General features: G+C 72.2%; 18 protein-coding genes. 16 read left to right on the top strand and 2 right to left on the bottom strand.

Annotation, left to right across the window (positions count from 1 at the left end):
• The first annotated feature begins 65 nt into the window (after positions 1–65).
• The 13 genes from ACZ4S3_RS37045 to hypE all read left to right on the top strand — a co-directional run bounded on the left by ACZ4S3_RS37045 (position 66) and on the right by hypE (position 12082).
• Positions 66–1850, top strand: a complete 1785-nt coding sequence (locus tag ACZ4S3_RS37045) for a nickel-dependent hydrogenase large subunit (protein WP_467942827.1) — start codon at positions 66–68, stop codon at positions 1848–1850.
• Positions 1847–2398 (top strand): hypothetical protein, encoded by a 552-nt coding sequence (locus tag ACZ4S3_RS37040; protein ID WP_467942825.1) that lies wholly within the window; start codon positions 1847–1849, stop codon positions 2396–2398. The genes ACZ4S3_RS37045 and ACZ4S3_RS37040 overlap by 4 nt, the downstream gene beginning before the upstream one ends.
• On the top strand, positions 2395–3063 hold the full coding sequence (locus ACZ4S3_RS37035) for a DUF5947 family protein (protein WP_467942824.1): 669 nt from the start codon (positions 2395–2397) through the stop codon (positions 3061–3063). The genes ACZ4S3_RS37040 and ACZ4S3_RS37035 overlap by 4 nt, the downstream gene beginning before the upstream one ends.
• On the top strand, positions 3060–3788 hold the full coding sequence (locus ACZ4S3_RS37030) for a DUF6084 family protein (protein WP_467942822.1): 729 nt from the start codon (positions 3060–3062) through the stop codon (positions 3786–3788). Before ACZ4S3_RS37035 ends, ACZ4S3_RS37030 begins: the two co-directional genes overlap by 4 nt.
• Positions 3785–5206: a hypothetical protein gene (locus ACZ4S3_RS37025; RefSeq protein ID WP_467942820.1), complete on the top strand. Its 1422-nt coding sequence runs from the start codon at positions 3785–3787 to the stop codon at positions 5204–5206. Before ACZ4S3_RS37030 ends, ACZ4S3_RS37025 begins: the two co-directional genes overlap by 4 nt.
• A complete protein-coding gene (locus ACZ4S3_RS37020) occupies positions 5203–5763 on the top strand; it encodes a hydrogenase maturation protease (RefSeq protein ID WP_467942818.1) in 561 nt (186 codons plus the stop codon). Before ACZ4S3_RS37025 ends, ACZ4S3_RS37020 begins: the two co-directional genes overlap by 4 nt.
• Entirely contained in the window at positions 5757–5861 is a 105-nt protein-coding gene (locus ACZ4S3_RS37015) for a DUF6893 family small protein (protein ID WP_467942816.1), read from the top strand. The genes ACZ4S3_RS37020 and ACZ4S3_RS37015 overlap by 7 nt, the downstream gene beginning before the upstream one ends.
• 127 nt (positions 5862–5988) lie before the next feature.
• The gene (locus tag ACZ4S3_RS37010) at positions 5989–6381 is read left to right on the top strand and encodes a hydrogenase maturation nickel metallochaperone HypA/HybF (RefSeq protein ID WP_467942814.1); all 393 of its coding nucleotides are present in this window, start codon (positions 5989–5991) and stop codon (positions 6379–6381) included.
• A gap of 5 nt (positions 6382–6386) precedes the next feature.
• On the top strand, positions 6387–7175 hold the full coding sequence (gene hypB / locus ACZ4S3_RS37005; RefSeq protein ID WP_467942812.1) for a hydrogenase nickel incorporation protein HypB: 789 nt from the start codon (positions 6387–6389) through the stop codon (positions 7173–7175).
• On the top strand, positions 7172–9532 hold the full coding sequence (hypF, locus tag ACZ4S3_RS37000) for a carbamoyltransferase HypF (protein ID WP_467942811.1): 2361 nt from the start codon (positions 7172–7174) through the stop codon (positions 9530–9532). The genes hypB and hypF overlap by 4 nt, the downstream gene beginning before the upstream one ends.
• A 42-nt stretch (positions 9533–9574) precedes the next feature.
• Positions 9575–9898, top strand: coding sequence for a HypC/HybG/HupF family hydrogenase formation chaperone (locus ACZ4S3_RS36995; protein ID WP_467942809.1), 324 nt, complete (start codon positions 9575–9577; stop codon positions 9896–9898).
• A complete protein-coding gene (gene hypD, locus ACZ4S3_RS36990) occupies positions 9895–11019 on the top strand; it encodes a hydrogenase formation protein HypD (protein WP_467942807.1) in 1125 nt (374 codons plus the stop codon). Before ACZ4S3_RS36995 ends, hypD begins: the two co-directional genes overlap by 4 nt.
• A complete protein-coding gene (gene hypE / locus ACZ4S3_RS36985; protein WP_467942806.1) occupies positions 11012–12082 on the top strand; it encodes a hydrogenase expression/formation protein HypE in 1071 nt (356 codons plus the stop codon). The genes hypD and hypE overlap by 8 nt, the downstream gene beginning before the upstream one ends.
• 95 nt (positions 12083–12177) lie before the next feature.
• Here the strand turns inward: hypE and ACZ4S3_RS36980 are convergent, their stop codons facing one another.
• Complete coding sequence (locus ACZ4S3_RS36980; RefSeq protein ID WP_467942804.1) at positions 12178–13983, bottom strand: AMP-dependent synthetase/ligase; 1806 nt, start codon at positions 13981–13983, stop codon at positions 12178–12180.
• Between the two features lie 134 nt (positions 13984–14117).
• Between ACZ4S3_RS36980 and ACZ4S3_RS36975 the strand changes: the two genes are divergently transcribed.
• The 3 genes from ACZ4S3_RS36975 to ACZ4S3_RS36965 all read left to right on the top strand — a co-directional run bounded on the left by ACZ4S3_RS36975 (position 14118) and on the right by ACZ4S3_RS36965 (position 16827).
• Entirely contained in the window at positions 14118–15203 is a 1086-nt protein-coding gene (locus tag ACZ4S3_RS36975; RefSeq protein WP_467942802.1) for an AraC family transcriptional regulator, read from the top strand.
• Between the two features lie 84 nt (positions 15204–15287).
• Positions 15288–16457, top strand: a complete 1170-nt coding sequence (locus ACZ4S3_RS36970; protein ID WP_467942800.1) for a lipase family protein — start codon at positions 15288–15290, stop codon at positions 16455–16457.
• Between the two features lie 145 nt (positions 16458–16602).
• Positions 16603–16827: an acyl-CoA carboxylase subunit epsilon gene (locus ACZ4S3_RS36965; protein WP_467942798.1), complete on the top strand. Its 225-nt coding sequence runs from the start codon at positions 16603–16605 to the stop codon at positions 16825–16827.
• 127 nt (positions 16828–16954) lie between these two features.
• Here the strand turns inward: ACZ4S3_RS36965 and ACZ4S3_RS36960 are convergent, their stop codons facing one another.
• A complete protein-coding gene (locus ACZ4S3_RS36960; protein ID WP_467942855.1) occupies positions 16955–19213 on the bottom strand; it encodes a HelD family protein in 2259 nt (752 codons plus the stop codon).
• Positions 19214–19394 lie beyond the last annotated feature (181 nt).

Below are 19394 nucleotides of genomic sequence, written 5' to 3'. Positions count from 1 at the left end.
GCCGGACCGCAGTTCCGTCAGATCCCCCTCCCCCTCGCGCGTAACAGAAGGGCACGGCACACACGATGGCACCGAAGACAAAGGCGGCCGGTGACGGCAGCGGTCTGACGGAGATGTCCTGGGATCCGATCACCCGGATCGTGGGCAGCCTCGGCATTCACACCAAGATCGACTTCAAGCAGAAGCGAGTGGCGGAGTGCTACAGCACCTCGTCCGTCTTCCGCGGCTACAGCGTCTTCATGCGCGGCAAGGACCCGCGTGACGCGCACTTCATCACCAGCCGGATCTGCGGCATCTGCGGCGACAACCACGCCACCTGCTCGGTGTACGCGCAGAACATGGCCTACGGGGTGAAGCCGCCGCACCTGGGGGAGTGGATCATCAACCTCGGCGAGTCCGCCGAGTACATGTTCGACCACAACATCTTCCAGGAGAACCTGGTCGGGGTCGACTACTGCGAGAAAATGGTCCGCGAGACCAATCCGGGGGTCTGGGAGCTCGCCCAGCGCACCGAAGCCCCGCACGCGGGCGACCACGGCTATCGCACCATCGCCGACATCATGAGCTCCCTCAACCCCATCGAGGGAGAGTTCTACCGCGAGGCGCTCCAGGTCAGCCGCTACACCCGGGAGATGTTCTGTCTCATGGAGGGCCGCCATGTGCACCCCTCCACGCTCTACCCGGGCGGCGTCGGCACCATCGCCAGCGTCCAGCTGTTCACCGACTACCTCTCCCGCCTGATGCGCTACGTAGAGTTCATGAAGCGCGTCGTCCCGCTCCACGACGACCTCTTCGACTTCTTCTACGAGGCGCTGCCCGGCTACGAAGAGGTCGGCCGGCGACGGGTGCTGCTCGGCTGCTGGGGCGCCCTGAACGACCCCGAACACTGCGACTTCACCTACCGCAATATGACGGACTGGGGACGGAAGATGTTCGTCACCCCGGGCATCATCGTCGACGGCAAGCTGGTCACCAACGACCTCACCCAGATCAACCTCGGCATCCGGATCCTGCTCGGCAGCTCCTACTACCAGGACTGGGAAGGCCAGGAGCAGTTCGTCACCCATGACCCGCTCGGCAACCCCGTCGATCCGCGCCACCCGTGGAACCAGCACACCATCCCCGCCCCCCAGAAGCGGGACTTCGCGGACAAGTACAGCTGGGTGATGTCCCCGCGCTGGTTCGACGGCAAGGAGCATCTGGCGCTGGACACCGGCGGCGGCCCGATCGCCCGCCTGTGGTCCACCGCCCTGTCCGGGCTCGTCGACACCCCCTACGTCAAGGCCACCGGCCAGAGCGTGGTCATCGACCTGCCGCGCAGCATGACCAAGCCCGAGACCCGCTTCGAATGGAAGATCCCCAAGTGGAGCAACGCGCTGGAGCGTAACCGCGCCCGCACCTACTTCCAGGCGTACTCGGCCGCCATGGCGCTGCACTTCGCCGAGCAGGGCCTGGAAGAGGTCCGAGCGGGGCGCACCCAGACCTGGGAGAAGTTCGAGGTCCCCGACGAGTCCATCGGCGTCGGATTCACCGAGGCGGTACGCGGCGTCCTCTCGCACCACATGGTCATCCGGGACGGGAAGATCGCCAACTATCACCCGTATCCGCCGACCCCCTGGAACGCCAGCACCCGCGACTCCTACGGCACCCCCGGCCCCTACGAGGACGCCGTCCAGAACACCCCGATCTTCGAGGAGAACTCCCCGGAGAACTTCAAGGGCATCGACATCATGCGCGCGGTGCGCAGCTTCGACCCCTGTCTGCCCTGCGGTGTCCATATGTACGTCGGCGGCGGCAAGTCCGTACAGAAGATGCATGTGCCCACCGGCCTGAGCGGACTGGCCGGATGAGCGCCCCGGACACCGTGCCGGACGCCGCGCCGGACGCCGAGGCGACCGGCCGCCGCATCGAGGAGATCCTGGACCGGCTCGCCGGCAGCGGCAACGCCGAGGCCGGCACCGCCGCCGAGGAACTCGTCCGCACGCTGATGGACTTCTACGGCGCGGGGATCGCCCGGATGCTGCGGCTCCTCGACGACGACCAGCAACGGGTCCTGCTCGGCGATGAGTTGGTGGTCGCCCTGCTGGTGCTGCACGATCTGCATCCCGAGAACGTCACCACCCGGATCGGCCGGGCGCTGGACAGCGTCCGGGCGCAGCATCCCGTCGAGATGTCCGGCTTCGACGCGGAGAGCGGTGTGCTGCGCCTGCAGTCCGGAGAGTCGGGTGGCTGCGGCTGCCCGAGCACGGCGCAGACGGCCCAGCAGGCCATCGAGAACGCCCTGTCCTGCTTCGCACCCGAGGTGACCTCGGTGCGCCTGGAGGCGGCCGGGTCCGGGCCGGAGCCGGCGCTGCTGCAGATCTCCCGCCGCCCGCCGACCGCCGCCACGGCCTCGTGAGCGCCCGGCCCACCGCGCCCGCGCGCCCCGGAGCACCCACCGCCCCCCGGGGCCTGCGCAGATTCCGCGCGCCGCAACCGCCCACCCCCGAACGCTGCGAGCTGTGCGGCGAGCTGCTCGCCGACCCCGACCACCGTCACCTGGTCGACACCAGGCGCCGCGCGCTGGCATGTGCCTGCACCCCCTGTGCGCTGCTCTTCGAACGGTCCGGCGCCGGCGCCGGACAGTTCCGTACCGTCCCGAAGCGCTATCTCAGCGACCCGGGCCACACCCTCGACGACGCGGCCTGGGACCTCCTCCACATCCCCGTCGGCGTCGCCTTCTTCCTTCGAAACACCGACCTGGACCGGCTGGTTGCGCTCTACCCCAGCCCGGCCGGAGCCACCGAGAGCGAACTCGACCCCACCGCCTGGCAGTCCGTCCTCGGCGCCACCACCCTGGCCGGTCTCCTCGAACCCGACGTGGAAGCCCTGCTGCTGCGCCGGTCGGAAGGAACGATCGACTGCTATCTGGTGCCCGTCGACATCTGCTACGAACTCGTCGGCCGGATGCGGCTGCTCTGGACGGGCTTCGACGGCGGCTCCGAGGCACGCGCCGCCCTCGCCGACTTCTTCACCCGGGTCGCGGGCCGCGCCCGCGCGCCGAAGGGGGCCGACCTGCCGTGACCGACGTCTCCTTCGTCTGCACCGGCGTCCGCGCCGATCCGTACGCCGCCGGCCCCACCCTCGTCTTCCGGCTGCGCATCACCGCCGCCGGCCCCGCCCGGGTGCACGCCATCGCCCTGCGCTGCCAGATCCGTATCGAACCGGCCCGCCGCGGCTATGCGTCCGACGAGGCAGAGGCGCTGGCCGACCTCTTCGGCGAGCGCTCCCGCTGGGGCAGCACCCTCAACCCCCTGCAGTTCGCCCAGGTCTCCCTCGTCGTCCCCGGCTTCAGCGGCGCCACCGAGGTGGACCTCCCCGTCCCCTGCACCTACGACATGGACGTCGCCGCCGCCCGCTACTTCCACGCGCTGCGCGACGGCGAAGTCCCGCTGCTCCTGCTGTTCTCCGGGACGGTGTTCTCCGGCCCCGGCGGCTTCAGCGTGGCACCGGTGCCCTGGGACAAGGAATCACCGTTCCGGATGCCCGTCGAGGTCTGGCAGGAGATGACCGAACAGCACTTCCCGGGCTGCGGCTGGCTCCGGCTGTCGCGCGACACCCTCGACGCGCTGCTCGCCTTCCGTTCCCGGCGCGCCCTGCCCTCCTGGGAGGCGACCGTCGAGGCGCTGCTGGACGGCGCCCGAGCCGCCGGACCCTCCCCCGTCGAGGCAACGGCACAGGAGCCGCGCCCCGCGCCGTCCCGCCCCTTCGCCGCCGCCCGGCCCGTCACCGAGAGGACCGCGCCGTGACGACCAGCGTCCTGCCCGACGAGACGGCGGCCCGGTTCGCCGCCGCCCGTCAGGTGGCGGACGCGGTGCTGTTCGAGGGCTATGTGCTCTATCCGTACCGCGCCTCCGCCGCCAAGAACCGACTGCGCTGGCAGTTCGGCGTGCTCATGCCGCCCCACTGGGGTGCCGAGAGCGAGGAACACTCCTTCCAGCGCACCGAATGCCTGATGGAGCCGCGGTCCGGCGCCCGGCTCTCGGCCGAGCTGCGGTTTCTGCACGCCCAGCGACGTACGGTCCAACGCCTGTGCCCCGACGGCGAGTTCGAGACCGTCGAGGAACTCGACCTGCCGGACCGGGTGCTGGTCCCCTGGGACGAGGGCGTCGAGGAGCGCGTCACCACCGTCGTCGACGTGGCCGAACTCCACGGCGCGGGCCTGACCTTCCCTTTCTCCCGGCCCGCCCAAGAGGAGACCGAGCCGGTGTATGACGCGGACGGCCGGCTCGTCGGGCGGCTGGTGCGCCAACGAGAGGAGATCCAGGGGCAACTGCGGGTGACCGCCAACGAACTCGACGGCCCCTACACGGCGTTGCGGCTGACCGCCACCGTCGAGAACACCAGCACCTGGACCCCCGACGGCCCCGCCGCCGACCGGGCGGCGGCGCTGCCCCGCGCGCTGGTCGCCGCCCATCTCCTGCTCGGGCTCGACTCCGGCTCGTTCCTGTCCATGACCGACCCGCCCGAATGGGCCAAGGGCGCCGTCGCGGCCTGCCGCAACCAGCACACCTGGCCCGTACTCGCGGGCGAGGCCGGCCGCGCCGATGTGCTCCTGTCCTCCCCGATCATCCTGGAGGACCACCCGGCGATCGCCCCCGAAAGCCCCGGAGCGCTCTACGACGCCCTGGAGATCGACGAGATCCTGGCCCTGCGCACCGCCGCCCTGACCGATCAGGAGAAGCGCGAGGCCCGCGGCACCGATTCCCGGGCCGCGGACGTCATCGACCTCGCCGACTCGATGCCCCCCGAGGTCCTGGAACGGCTGCACGGCGCCGTACGGGCGCTGCGCGAGGTCACCGGGCCGGGACCGTCCGCCCCCGACGACCTCGCACCCGATGTGCCCGGCCTGAGCCCCGGGACCCCCTGGTGGGATCCCGAGAGCGACCGCAGCGTCGACCCGGTACGCGATCGGATCACGGTCGACGGGCGGTCGATCGGCGCCGGGAGCCGGGTGCTGCTGCGCCCCGGGAAGCGCCGTACCGACGCCCAGGACCTGTTTCTGCACGGCCGCAGCGCGCAGATCGAGGCGGTCCTGCACGACGTGGACGGCGGGGTGCACCTCGCGGTGACCGTCGACGGCGACCCGGGCGCCGACATCCGGCGCGAGCAGGGCCGGTTCCTGTATTTCCAGCCCGACGAAGTAACTCCCCTGGAGGACGTGTGAGCGCCCACGCCCGTCCCGGCACCCCCAAGACGCTGATCGCCGGTGTCGGCAACATCTTCCTCGGCGACGACGGCTTCGGCGTCGAGGCCGTCCGCAGGCTCGGTGAGCACCGGCTCCCGGACCATGTCGAGGTCATCGACGCCGGGGTACGCGGGGTGCACCTGGCCTACCAGATGCTGGACGGCTACCACACGGTGCTTTTGGTGGACGCCTCCGCGCGCGGCGGCAAACCCGGCACCGTCTATCTCCTCGACGCCACCGCACCCGCCCCCGCCGCCCCGCAGAGCACCCCGCTCGACGGCCACCACATGACCCCGGACACCGTGCTCGCGCTGCTCGACACGCTCAGCGCGGGCACCGGCGGCAGCCGCCCGGAACGCGTGCTGGTCGTCGGCTGCGAACCCGCCGATGTCGAGGAAGGCATCGGACTGAGCGAGCCGGTCACCGCCGCGGTCGAGGAGGCCGTACGGCTGATCCTGCGGCTGGTCGGCGGGACGCAGCCGGCCACGGCCGACGCCGGGAAACCCACCAGTGAGAGGAACACCACGCCATGCTGAAGCTCGTCCTCGGCGGGGCGGTCGCCGTCGCCCTCGCCGCCGCCGTCAGATCCCTGCTGCCCGATATCAAGCGCTATCTCCGTATCCGGGCCATGTGAGAGGACGGCGCTGCACCGAACGGCGGACCCCGTCCCGCCGCCCCGGCGAGGCACCCCGGCCACCCTGTGGCCGCGCCGTCTAATGAGCCGAGCGGCACCCGGTCGTCCCCGTACCAGAGAGAGACCGATGCACGAGATGTCCATCGCGCTGGCGGTCGTGGACCAGGTCGTCAGCGCGCCCCGGCCGGCCGGCGCCACGGCGGTCAGCAGCGTCCGGCTCCAGGTCGGCGAACTGGCCGGAGTGGTCCCGGACGCCCTCGCCTTCTCCTTCGAACTCGCCTGTACGGGAACGGTGCTGGCGGGCGCCGAGCTCGTCACCGAGCCGGTGCCGGCCCGCGCCCGCTGCGGCCCTTGTGCGGACACCTGGCCGGTGGGCATGCCGCCCTCTCTGAGCTGCCCGACGTGCGGCGGGGCGAGTGCCGAGCTGCTGTCCGGCCGCGAACTGCAGATCGTCAGCGTGAGCTGGCACGACACCCCGGTTCCCGCACCGGGTCACGTACCGATCCCCGAGGAGCGCTGAACACCATGTGCCGTGTCGTCGACCTGCAACAGGCCGTCCTCGCCAAGAACGACGCCTGCGCCCGCACGCTGCGCGAGGACCTGGCGGCCCGGGGCACCGCGGTCGTCAACCTTCTCTCCAGCCCCGGCAGCGGCAAGACCGCCCTGCTGGAGCGCGAACTCACCCTCGCCCGGCGGCGCGGCGTGCCGGTGGCGGCGCTCACCGCCGACCTGGCCACCGAGAACGACGCGGTCCGGCTGGCCAGGTCCGGCGTGCCCGTCAAGCAGGTGCTCACGGACGGGCTGTGCCACCTGGAGGCCGGGATGCTGGGCGGGCATCTCGACGGCTGGCTGCCGCCCGAGACCCGGCTGCTGTTCGTCGAGAACGTCGGGAACCTGGTCTGCCCTGCCTCCTACGACCTGGGGGAGACCCTGCGGGTCGTGCTGGCATCGGTGACCGAGGGCGAGGACAAACCGCTCAAGTACCCCACCGCCTTCGGGCTGGCGCATCTCGTCGTGGTGACCAAGGCCGATATCGCCGGTGCCGTCGACTTCGACGAGCGCGAGTTCCGCGCCAACGTCGAACGGATCAACCCCGGCGTGGAGATCGTGTTCACCTCGGCGCGCCGCGGCGAGGGCGACGGCGCCCTGCTCGACCGGGCGCTGGCCGCCCGCGACGGCGCACCGGTCCATGTCCCGGTGATGGCCCGGCAGCAGGGCCACCACCACCATCATGAGCGCGCCTCCGTGGTCGACGCCCACTCCATCGATCCCCGTCCCGCCGACACCGACTCCATGGCCCAGAGCGGTTCATGACGACCCATCGCCTCTCGGCCGGCCCCGCAACGGCCGCCGTACGCCGCAGGGTCACCGTGCGCGGAGTCGTCCAGGGCGTGGGGTTCCGGCCGTTCGTGCACACCCTCGCCACCGAGCTGGGCCTGACCGGCCATGTGACCAACACCGGCAACGGTGTCGTGGCCGAGGTCGAGGGACCGCTCGCCGCGGTCGCCCGCTTCGGCGTACGGCTCGGCGGCGACGCACCACCGCTGGCCGTGGTCGAGGCCGTCGACGGCGAGGACATCGCGGCCACCGGCGGCACCGGCTTCGCCATCCTCCCCTCCCGCGCCGACGGCCCCGCCCGCACCCTGGTCTCCCCGGACGCCGCCACCTGCGACGCCTGCCTGGCCGAGCTGCGCGACCCGGCCGACCGCCGTCACCGGCACCCCTTCCTCACCTGCACGCACTGCGGCCCGCGCTTCACCATCGTCACCGCGCTGCCGTACGACCGGGCGAAGACGACGATGGCCCGTTTCCCGATGTGCCCCCGGTGCGCGCGTGAGTACGCCGACCCGACCGACCGGCGGTTCCACGCCCAGCCCATCGCCTGCCCTGACTGCGGACCGCGGCTGCGCCTGCTCACCACGGGCCCGGCCCCCGCCGGTGACCCGCTCGCCGGGGCCCGCCGCCTGCTCGCCGACGGCGCGATCGTGGCCGTCAAGGGCCTCGGCGGCTATCACCTCGTCTGCGACGCCGCCAACGACGACGCGGTCGCCCTGCTGCGCCGCCGTAAGGCCCGCGGCGACAAACCGTTCGCCCTGATGGCCGGCCAACTCGCCGACATCACACCCCTGGTGCACGTATCGGACGGGGAACGGGCGCTGCTCACCGGCCCGGTGCGGCCCATCGTCCTGCTGCGCCGCCGCCCCCCGCACCCTGCCGTACCGCTGTCCGGCGCCGTGGCCCCGGGCAGCCCGGACCTGGGCGTGATGCTCCCGTACACCCCCGTCCACCACCTGCTGTTCGGCCTGCCGGGCGATCCTCCGGGACCCCGGCTCCTCGTCATGACCAGCGGCAATGTCGCGGGCGAGCCGATCGTGACCGATGACGGCGAGGCCGTACGGCGGCTCGCGCACCTGGCGGACGCCTGGCTCACCCACGACCGGCCGATCCACGTCCCGTGCGACGACTCGGTGGTCAGGATCTGCGACGGGGAGCCGCTGTTCGTACGGCGCTCGCGGGGCTATGCGCCGTTTCCGGTCACCCTCCCCGTCCCGGTGCGGCCCGCGCTCGCGGTGGGCGGCGACCTCAAGAACGTGCTGTGCCTGGGCGAGGGGCGGCGGGCCTGGCTGTCCGCGCACATCGGCGACATGGACGACCTGGCGACGCAGCACGCGTTCGAAAAGGCCGAGGAACACCTCGAGACGGTCACCGGGGTACGTCCCCAACTCCTCGCCGCCGACCGGCACCCCGGCTACCGCTCCACCCGGTGGGCGCAGCGCCACCACGACGGCCGGCCACTGGTCCAGGTCCAGCATCACCACGCCCACATCGCGGCCGCCATGGCCGAACACGGCCTCGACGGCGGCCGGCCGGTGATCGGTGTGGCCTTCGACGGCACCGGATACGGCGATGACGCGGCGGTCTGGGGCGGCGAGATCCTGCTCGCCGACTACGACGGATACCGGCGCTTCGGGCAGCTGTGCTACGTCCCGCTGCCCGGCGGCGACGCCACCGTCCGCCGCCCGTACCGGATGGCGCTCGCGCAGCTGCGCGCCGCGGGCATCGGCTGGGCCGCGGACCTGCCCCCGGTGGCGGCCTGCCCGCCGGACGAACGGCGGCTGCTGGAGAGGCAGCTCGTACGCGACCTCAACTGCGTCCCCACCTCCAGCATGGGCCGCCTCTTCGACGCGGTCTCCTCGCTGGCCGGGGTGTGCCACCACGCCGGATACGAGGCCCAGGCCGCCATCGAGCTCGAGGCCGCGGCGCTGGCCGCCGGAGCCGACCACGGCCCCGGCTACACCTTCGGGCTCGACTCCGCCGCGCCCGCCGCACCGGTGACCGCCGAGCCCGCCCCCGTGCTCGCCGCCATCGTCGAGGACCTCCGCGCGGGCACCGCGCCCGCCCTGATCGCGGCCCGCTTCCACACCGCGGTCGCCCAACTCGTCCGCCGCTGGTGCGCCCTGGCCCACGAGCGCACGGGCCTGGAGACCGTCGCCCTGACCGGCGGCGTCTTCGCCAACACCCTGCTGGCCGGCACCACCGCCCGCCTGCTGCGGCAGGACGGCCTCACCGTCCTGCGCCACCGCCGCGTCCCGCCCAACGACGGGGGACTGGCGCTAGGCCAGCTCGTCGTGGCGGCGCGTACCCCAGCCCGTACCGCGGCCACCCCGTGACCGGCGGGCCGCGGAGAAGACCCCACGACGAGGAGAACACCCATGTGCCTGGCGGTACCCGGCAAGGTTGTGGACATCGAGGAACGGGACGGCACCCGGATGGCCACCGTCGACTTCGGCGGCGTCATCAAGGAGGTGTGTCTGGAGTACGTACCGGACCTCGCGGTCGGCGAGTACGCGATCGTCCATGTGGGCTTCGCGCTGCAGCGCCTGGACGAGGAGTCGGCCCGCAAGACGCTCGCCCTGTTCGAGGAACTCGGGCTGCTGCAGGAGGAGTTCGGCGACCCCTGGGAGGCGGCGGCCGGCGAGGCGGGCGCGCTGCCGGGGCCCGCCATGAGTGACGGAGCGCGGGAGGCGCAGCGGTGAAGTACATGGACGAATTCCAGGACCCCGGGCTGGCCCGGCGGCTGCTCGACGACATCCACGCCACGGTGACCCGGCCCTGGGCCCTGATGGAGGTCTGCGGCGGCCAGACCCACACCATCATCCGCCACGGAATCGACCAACTCCTGCCGGACAAGGTCGAGTTGATTCACGGTCCCGGCTGTCCGGTCTGTGTGACGCCGCTTGAGGTCATCGACAAGGCGCTGGAGATCGCGGCCCGCCCCGAGGTCATCTTCTGCTCCTTCGGGGACATGCTGCGCGTCCCGGGCAGCGACCGCGACCTGTTCCGGGTACGCAGCGAGGGCGGCGACGTACGGGTCGTCTACTCGCCGCTCGACGCCCTGAAGATCGCCCAGCAGAATCCGGACCGCGAGGTGGTGTTCTTCGGCATCGGCTTCGAAACCACCGCCCCGCCCAACGCCATGACGGTGTATCAGGCCCGTAAGTACCACATCCCCAACTTCAGCCTGCTGGTCTCGCACGTACGGGTCCCGCCCGCGATCGAGGCGATCATGACGTCGCCCAGCTGCCGGGTCCAGGCATTCCTCGCCGCCGGACATGTGTGCAGCGTGATGGGCATGGGGGAGTACCCGGCCCTGGCCGAGCGCTTCCAGGTCCCGATCGTGGTGACTGGCTTCGAGCCGCTGGACATCCTGGAGGGCATCCGCCGCACCGTCCGCCAGCTGGAGCGCGGCGAGCACACCGTCGACAACGCCTACCCGCGCGCCGTACGCACCGAGGGCAACCCGGCCGCCCAGGCCATGCTCGCGGACGTCTTCGAGGTCACCGACCGCGCCTGGCGCGGCATCGGCACCATCCCCGCCAGCGGCTGGCGGCTGTCCGCCCGCTACCGCGACTTCGACGCCGAACACCGCTTCTCGGTGCAGAACATCACCACCCGCGAGCCCGCCGCCTGCCGCAGCGGCGAGGTCCTGCAAGGCCTGATCAAACCGCATGAGTGCGAGGCATTCGGCACCACCTGCACCCCCCGCACCCCGCTCGGCGCCACCATGGTCTCCAGCGAGGGAGCCTGCGCCGCCTACTACCTCTACCGCCGACTCGGCGTCACACCCACCTCGCTGGAGGCGAGCCCCGTTGCCTGACACCACCCTGCCCGCCCTGGACATCTCCGGCTGGACCTGCCCCGCGCCGCTGCGGGACCAGCCCCGCATCGTCATGGGACACGGCGGAGGCGGCGCGCTCTCCGCCGAACTCGTCCAGCAGATCTTCGCGCCCGCCTTCGGCGGCGACATCCTCGCCCAGCTCGGCGACTCCGCGGCCGTCACCCTCGGCGGCGTCCGCCTCGCCTTCTCCACCGACTCCTACGTCGTGCGCCCGCTGTTCTTCCCCGGCGGCAGTATCGGCGACCTCGCCGTCAACGGCACCGTCAACGACCTCGCCATGAGCGGGGCACGGGCCGCCTATCTCTCCTGCGGGTTCATCCTGGAGGAGGGCATCGAGATGCCGGTGGTGGCGCGCGTCGCCGAGGCGATGGGCGCGGCCGCACGCACCGCCCGCGTCGAGGTGGCCACCGGCGACACCAAGGTCGTCGAGGCGGGCCACGGCGACGGCATCTACCTCAACACCGCCGGCATCGGGCTGATCCCGGCGGGCGTCGACCTGCGCCCGCAGCGGGTGGTACCCGGCGATGTGGTGATCGTCAGCGGCGATATCGGCGTCCACGGCGTGGCGATCATGAGCGTCCGCGAGGGCCTGGAATTCGGCGTCGAGATCGAGAGCGACTGCGCGGCCCTCGGCGGCCTGGTCGAGGCGATGCTCGCGGTCACCCCGGACCTGCACGTCCTGCGCGACCCCACCCGCGGGGGACTTGCCGCGGCCCTCAACGAGATCGCGACGGCCTCCGGCGCCGGCGTCGCCCTCCGGGAACGCGCCCTCCCGATCCCGGCCCCCGTCGCCAACGCCTGCGCCATCCTCGGCCTCGACCCGATGTACGTCGCCAACGAGGGCAAGCTGGTGGCGTTCGTTCCGCGCGAGCATGCCGACGCCGTCCTCGACGCGATGCGCGCCCACCCGCTGGGCACCGGCGCCGTCGTGATCGGGGAGGCCGTCGAGGCACACCCCGGCATGGTGGTGGCCCGCACCTCGCTCGGCGGCACCAGGGTCGTCGATCTGCCCGTGGGGGAACAGCTGCCGCGGATCTGCTGAGGCAGGAAGAGACCGCAAGGCGGGCGCGGCATCACCGAGCCGTGGCATCACTGAGCTGCGGCATCACTGAGCTGCAGCATCACCGAGCCGCGGCATCACTGAGGAGATCGAGGCGCGGATACCCCGGCGCCCCCGGCGTACAGCGCCTCGATCCGGGCCGCGTAGCGCTCGGCCACGGCCGCCCGCCGGACCTTCAACGTCGGTGTGAGCTCCCCGGTCTCCACCGAGAAATCCTCCTCCAGGAGCGCGAAGGCGCGGATCCGGGCCGGCCGGGCCGCCTGCGCATTGGCGGCCTCGACGGCCTCCTGCACGAGGGCGCGCACCGCCGGGTGACGGGCCGGAGCCGCGGCCTCGCCGAGTGAAGTCCCCGTACGCTCCGCCCAGTTGACGATCTCCTGCGGATCCAGGGTGATCAGCGCCACCGGGTACGGGCGACGGTCGCCGATCATCACGGCGCGGGAGACATAGCGCGACTGCTGGAGGGCGAACTCGACCGTCGACGGGGTGAGGTTCTTGCCGCTGGAGGTGATGATCAGCTCCTTCTTGCGGCCCGTGATGGAGAGAAAACCGTCGGCGTCCAGGGATCCCAGGTCGCCGGTGTGCAGCCAGCCGTCCCCGTCCAGCGCCTGGGCATCGGCCGCCGGATTCGCGTGGTAGCCGGGGAAGACATTGGTGCCGCGGGCCAGCACCTCGCCGTCCTGCGCGATCCGTACCTCGCAGCCCGCCACCGGCCGCCCGACCGTCCCGTACCGCACCGCCCCCGGATGGTTGAGCGAGATGACGCCCGCCGACTCCGTCATCCCGTACCCCTCATGGACCGCGATCCCGCAGGCGCGCAGGAAGTCCAGGGTCTGCGGGGCGATCGGCGCCGCGCCCGTCAGCGCCCACCGCAGCCGGCCGCCGAACGCGGCCCGGACCAGCGAGAACAGTGCTTCGTCCGCGGCCCGCCAGCGCTCCAGCAGCTCCCCGTCCGGCTCCTCGCCGCGCGCCCGCAGCTCGGCGGCCTCGACCCCGGTGCGTACGGCCGCGGCGAACCGGTCCCGGCCGCCCTCCCGCGCCTCGGCCAGCGAACGGACCGTGGCATGCACCTTCTCGAAGAGACGGGGCACGGACGGCAGATGAGTGGGCCGGACCTCGGCCAGCTCGGCCACCACATTCTCGATCTTCCCGCCGAAGTAGCAGAGCGTGCCGCCGAGCAGCAGCGCCTTCAACTCGATGAGCTGGGCCAGGAGATGGGCGAGCGGGAGGTAAAGGTAGGTGACATCGCCGGGGCCGCCCTCGATGAGGCCGTCGGTGCTGTCCTGCACGGCGGCGAAGTTGGCATGCGTGAGACGGCAGCCCTTGGGCGGGCCGGTGGTCCCGGAGGTGTAGACGATGGCGGCGAGGTCCCGGCCGGTGACCGAGGCCGCGCGGTCCAGGAGATGCGGCAGCGGCGCGGGGGAGGGCAGCGCAGTCAGGGCGAGCACGTCGTCGTCCGTCTCCGAGAGCAGGACGACATGGCGCAGGGCGGGCAGCCCGGCGCGGATCCGCTCGACCCGCCCCGCCTGTTCCCGCCCCTCACAGATCACCACGCAGGCCCCGGAGTCACCCAGCACCCAGGCCAGTTCCTCCTCCCCGGCCGTCGGGTACACCGGTACCACCACCGCACCCGCCGCCAGCGCCCCGAAATGCGCATACGTCCACTCCGGGCGGGTCTCCGAGAGAATCGCCACCCTCTCGCCCGCCCGCACCCCCAGCCCGCCGATCAGGCCCCGCCCCACCGCCCGTACGGTGTCGCGCAGTTGACCGTACGAGCGCTCGCCCCACCCCGCGCCCTCCCGGAAACGCAACGCGGGCAGATCGGGGAACCGCCGCGCGGTCCACTCGGTGAATTCGGCGAGGGTGCCGGGCCTGTGCTGCATCGCGCCTCCAGGAGAGGGGACTTCGCGGACCGTACGGGCGCATCCGACGCTAGAGAGGCCCGCCGACCGCCGGGGATGACGAAAACCGTCACGCCCGCTGACCTCTTCGCTCACGGCGGCTACCGTGGCGGGCCATGAACCGCCTGACGATCGCGATGCACCATGTGCGGGCCGCGCTGAGCGGTGCGCAACGGCGCGGCATCGACACCGTGCCGCTGCTCCAGAGCGCCCGGATCCCGCCGCTGCTGCTCGCCGACGACCGGGCCCGGGTCACCCCCGAACAGTTCACCCGCCTGGTCAAGGCGCTGCACCGGGCCACCGACGACGAATTCCTGGGCCTGGGCCCGGTCCCCAGCCGCCGTGGCACCTTCGCGATGATGTGCCACGCCTGCCTCAGCTGCCGCGACCTCGGCGCGGTCCTGGAGCGGGCGGCGCGGTTCTACGGGCTCTTCCCCGGCGGGCCGGAGATGGCGGTGGAGACGGACGCGGGGACGAACGGAACCCCGGAAGCCGTCTTCTCGGTACGCAACGATCTGCGCCCCTACGACCAGGGCAACTTCCTGGCCGAATGCGTGCTGATCATCTGGCACCGGCTCTCCAGCTGGCTCATCGGGCGGCGCATCCCGCTGCGCTGGGCGCAGTTCGCCTACCCGGCACCGGCCCATGCCCCCGAGTACGACGTCCTCTTCGGCTGCCCGGTGCACTTCGGCGCCCGGCACACCGCGGCCGGCTGGGACGCGCACTGGCTCGCCGCGCCCGTCGTACGGGACGAGGCCGCACTGGCGGCGATGCTGCGCCGGGCGCCGGCCGATCTGCTCAGCCGGCGCGACTACGGCACCACCATCGCCGAGCAGGTCCGGCGCAGCCTCGCCCAGGCGCTGCGGGCCGCGTCCCCGGTGCGACTGCCGGAGGCCGGTGAGGTCGCGGCCCGGCTGGCGCTCAGCCCGGCGACGCTGCGGCGCCGGCTGCAGGACGAGGGCACCTCGTACCAGCGGCTGAAGGACGCGGTGCGCCGGGACGCGGCGATCAGCTCGCTGGCCGCCGGGCAGGAGCCGATCGCCGAACTGGCAGCGCGTATCGGGTTCTCGGAGGACACCGCCTTCCACCGGGCCTTCCGGCGCTGGACGGGCACCACACCCGGCGCATACCGGCTGACCGGGGCCATGGACGGGTGCGCGGCGCCCACCCGCCGTCATGAGACAACGGGTCAGCAAAGCTGAGCGTCCCGGTCAGCGCTTTCCTTACCGGCGAGTCACTACGGTCGCCCCAACCACCCTGGCACCCGAGTCAGTTGGGAGAGCCGCATGCACCTACGCGCCACCGCACTCACCGCCGTCGCCGCCCTGACCCTGTCACTCGGCCTCACGGGCAGCAGCGCCGCGGCAGGCCCGCCGGCCGCGAACGCCGCCCCCGGCGACATCGTGACGTCCTCGCCCACGTCCTTCCATCCGCTGCCCGGCCGGCCGACCAACACCCGGGCCTGGCACATCACCTATCGCTCCACCACCGCCAAGGGCACCCCCAACACCGTCTCCGGGACGGTCATCGTCCCCAAGGACGGCAGGAAGGGCCCCCGCCCGCTGATCACCTACGCCGTCGGAACGGTCGGCCTCGGCGACTCCTGCGCACCCTCGGCCGGCTTCCCCAAGGGCACCACCATGGAAGCCAATCTCATCCAGCAGCTCACCCACCGCGGCTGGGCGGTCGCGGTCACCGACTACGAAGGCCTCGGCACGCCCGGCGACCACACCTACACCGTCGGACGCGCCGAGGGTCAGGCCGTCCTGGACGCCGCCCGCGCCGCGCAGCGGCTGCCCGAAGCGGCCGCGGCCGGCATCACCAAGGACTCCCCGGTCGGCATCATGGGCTACTCCCAGGGCGGCCAGGCCAGCAGCTGGGCGGCCGAGCTGCACCGCTCGTACGCACCCGAGCTCCAGGTCAAGGGCACCGCGACCGGCGGCGTTCCCGGCGATCTGCTGAAGGTCGCCGACTCCAACAACGGCAACATCGGCGCCGGACTGATCCTGATGGCCGCCGCGGGCCAGAACGCGGCCTTCCCCGAACTCCATCTGGAGAAATACCTCAACGACAAGGGCCGGCACTACGTCGACTTCCTGCAGAAGAACTGCGTGGCCATCGACGTGGTCGCCGGTCTCTTCAAGAAGATCTCCGACGTCACCGTCAAGAACCCGCTGTACGAGCCGGACTGGCAGCAGCGGCTGCGCGAGTCCGACCTCGGCACGCGCAAACCGGATGCGCCCGTGTACCTCTACCACGGGACCGCGGACGAACTGATCCCGTACGGCGTCGGCAAGCAGCTGCGGGCCGACTGGTGCGGCAAGGGCGCCACCGTCCAGTGGACCTCGATTCCGCTCGGCGAGCATGTCCTCGGCGCGATCGTGGGCTCGCTCCCGGCCGCCAACTGGCTCGCCGACCGCTTCGCGGGCAAGCCCACGGGCGGCAACTGCGGCTGACCGCGGAGGCGCGAGGCGAGGCCGGTGGCGCGTGACGAAGACCGCGCGGCACCGGCCCGCTTCGCGTCGCGCCCGTGCCACGAATGGCCTACACGGACCGCCCGCCCGCGCGACAGCGCCCGCCCGCGCTCCTAACGTCGGGCTTGTGACCTGCACGAATACTCCGGACGGTGTCCCCGAGGTGCCGCTGCGTATCGACAAGGGCCATGCCGAGCCCGAGGAACTCGCGGCCCTCACCGTCATCCTGGGCGCCCATCTCGCAAGCCTCCGCATCCTCGCGGACCACCGCCGCCGCACGCAGTCCGACCGGCAGCAGATCGTCCACGAGGCGCGCTGTGCCTGCTGGTCGGGCTGCTGGTGCTGCAGCTGACGTCCGACGTCATACGCCCCACCCGGGGGTGTCCGGCCGGGAGAGGTGTCCAGGATGCCGAACAGCGCGACGCCCGGCGCACTGCCGATCTGGCGCGCGGCGTTGCGGGACGGGCCCGGGACAGGCCCTAAGCCCCGGGCATCGCCTCCAGCCCCGCCGGCAGCGCCCCCGTATGGACCACGCCCAGCCGTTGCGTGGCCCGCGTGAGCGCGACGTACAGATCGCTGGTGCCGAACTCCTCCGGCGCCGCCACGATCACCGTGTCGAATTCCAGGCCCTTGGCCTGGCGCGGGTCGATCAGCACCACCGGGGCGGCCAGGTCCGGCGCGGAGCCGACGGAGGCGGCCGGGAGGGCGGCGGACAGCGCCTCGTGGCGGGACCGCGGGGCGATCACCGCGAGGCGGCCCACTTCGCGGGTCTCCCGTGCCACGGCCTCGGCGACGGCTCCGGCCAGGTCGTCGGCGCGCCGTGCCCAGGGCCGCAGCCCCGTGGAGCGGATCGAGCGCGGCGGTTCGAAGGAGGGGTCCGTGGCCCGGGGCACCTCGGCCGCGATCTCCATGATCTCGGTCGGCGTGCGGTAGTTGACGCCGAGCCGGACGTGCTGCCAGCGGCCGTCGGCGTACGGCGCAAGGATCGTCTCCCACGAGCCGCAGCCGCCCGGCTCCGCGGTCTGTGCCGGGTCACCGACCAGGGTCATCGAGCGGGTCGGGCAGCGGCGCATCAGCAGCCGCCAGGCCATCGCGGACAGCTCCTGCGCCTCGTCGACGATGATGTGGCCGAACGCCCAGGTGCGGTCGGCTGCGGCGCGTTCGGCGGCGCTGCGGTGGTCGGCCTCCTCGTGCCGGTCCGCGAGCCGCTCCGCGTCGAGCAGGTCGTGCACGGCCAGCACCTCCGAGTCCTCGTCGTCCCGGTCCTCGAACTCCTGGGTGCGGGAGCCGTAGGAGAGGTCGAGCACGCCCTGTGCGTAGGCGATGCGCTCCTGGCGCTCGGCCTCCTCGGCGACCCGCGCCGCCGTGTCGTCCTCGCCGAGCAGCTCGGCGGCCTCGTCCAGAAGCGGCACATCCGCCGGCGTCCACTCCCCGTCCGCGCGGCGGATCGCCGCCGCATCGGCCTCGGGAAGGTGCACCGGCTCGGCCAGGAAGTCGGCGACCAGCTGCTGCGGGGTGAGGGTCGGCCACAACTCCTCGATGGCACCGTGCACTTCGGGGCTGGCGGCGATCGCTTTCCCCAGCTGGGCGATGTCGTCCGGCCCGAGCAGGCTGTCCCCCAAGTTCTCGGCTCCGCTCGAACAGGGGGGACCCCCATCGCCGTACGGGTCCGCGCCCAGCCGGTCGGCCAGCTGCGCGGTGAGGGCGTCGATGACAGCGAACGCGAAGTGGGGGCGGGCGAGGTTGTGCGGCAGCAGCGCCTCGCGCGCCCGGCGCCGGGCCCCGTCCGCCAACTCCGCGTCCAGCACCAGCTCACCGTCGTCGTGCTCGATGACCCTCGCCGTCTCGGGCAGGGTCTGCCGGTCCGCCACGAAGCGCGCCAGCGCGTCCGCCATCGCCGTACCGCCCTTGACCTCGGCGGCCCTGGCGGTGTCGGCCCCGGTCGCCCGTACGCCGGGGAAGAGTTCGCCGGGCGTGGCGAGCAGGACACCCGTCTCACCGAGCGAGGGCAGCACCTCGCCGATATAGCTGAGGAACGCCGGGTTGGGCCCGACGATCAGCACGGCACGGCGGGCCAGCTGCTCGCGGTGCGCGTACAGCAGATACGCGGCGCGGTGCAGCGCGACGACGGTCTTGCCGGTGCCGGGGCCGCCCTCCACGACGAGGATGCCGCGGTGCGGGGCGCGGATGATCCGGTCCTGGTCGGCCTGAATGGTCTGCACGATGTCATGCATCCGGCCGGTGCGTGCCGCGTCCAGCGCGGCCAGCAGCACGGTGTCCCCGTCGGTGCCCTCATAACCGGTGCGCACCGCGTCGGAGAGGTCCAGGATTTCATCGTGCAGGGCGGTGACCCGCCGCCTTTCGGTGGTGAGGTGGCGTCTGCGGCGCAATCCCATCGGGGTGTGCCCCGTGGCGAGATAAAACGGGCGGGCGACTTCGGCGCGCCAGTCGATGACCAGCGGAGTACGGTCCGCGTCATCGCGCCGGATACCGATCCGGCCGATGTGGTGATCGCGGCCGTCACGGAATGCCAGCCGCCCGAAGCACAGGCCGTTCTCCCCGGCATCGAAGGCGGCCAGCAGGCCGGACTGCTCGGTCACCAGCACATCGCGCTCCAGCCGCGCCTGGAAGGTGTTCGCCTCCAGCGGCAGGGCCGCCTGCACCGCGCTCTGGGCTCCGGCCCGCATTTCGGCGAGGCGTCGGTAGAGCAGATCAAGGAATTCCTGCTCGCTCCGCAATTCCTCGTTCGACACGTTTGACAATTCATCCCCGCTCGGATACAGTGCAATTGATGGGTGGTTATGTGTCTTGTTTTTCATCAAGACATGAAGCTCCCAATATACGCAGAGAAATACCCCGGCCGTCAATTCGGCGCGGGGTATTTTTTGTGCCCGCCGGGAAATATCCGCGCCGGAGCGG

Source organism: Streptomyces sp. NPDC028368 (genome assembly GCF_055565615.1).
The sequence above is the reverse complement of the archived record's forward strand: the minus strand, read 5'-3'. Positions and strand labels throughout refer to the sequence as shown.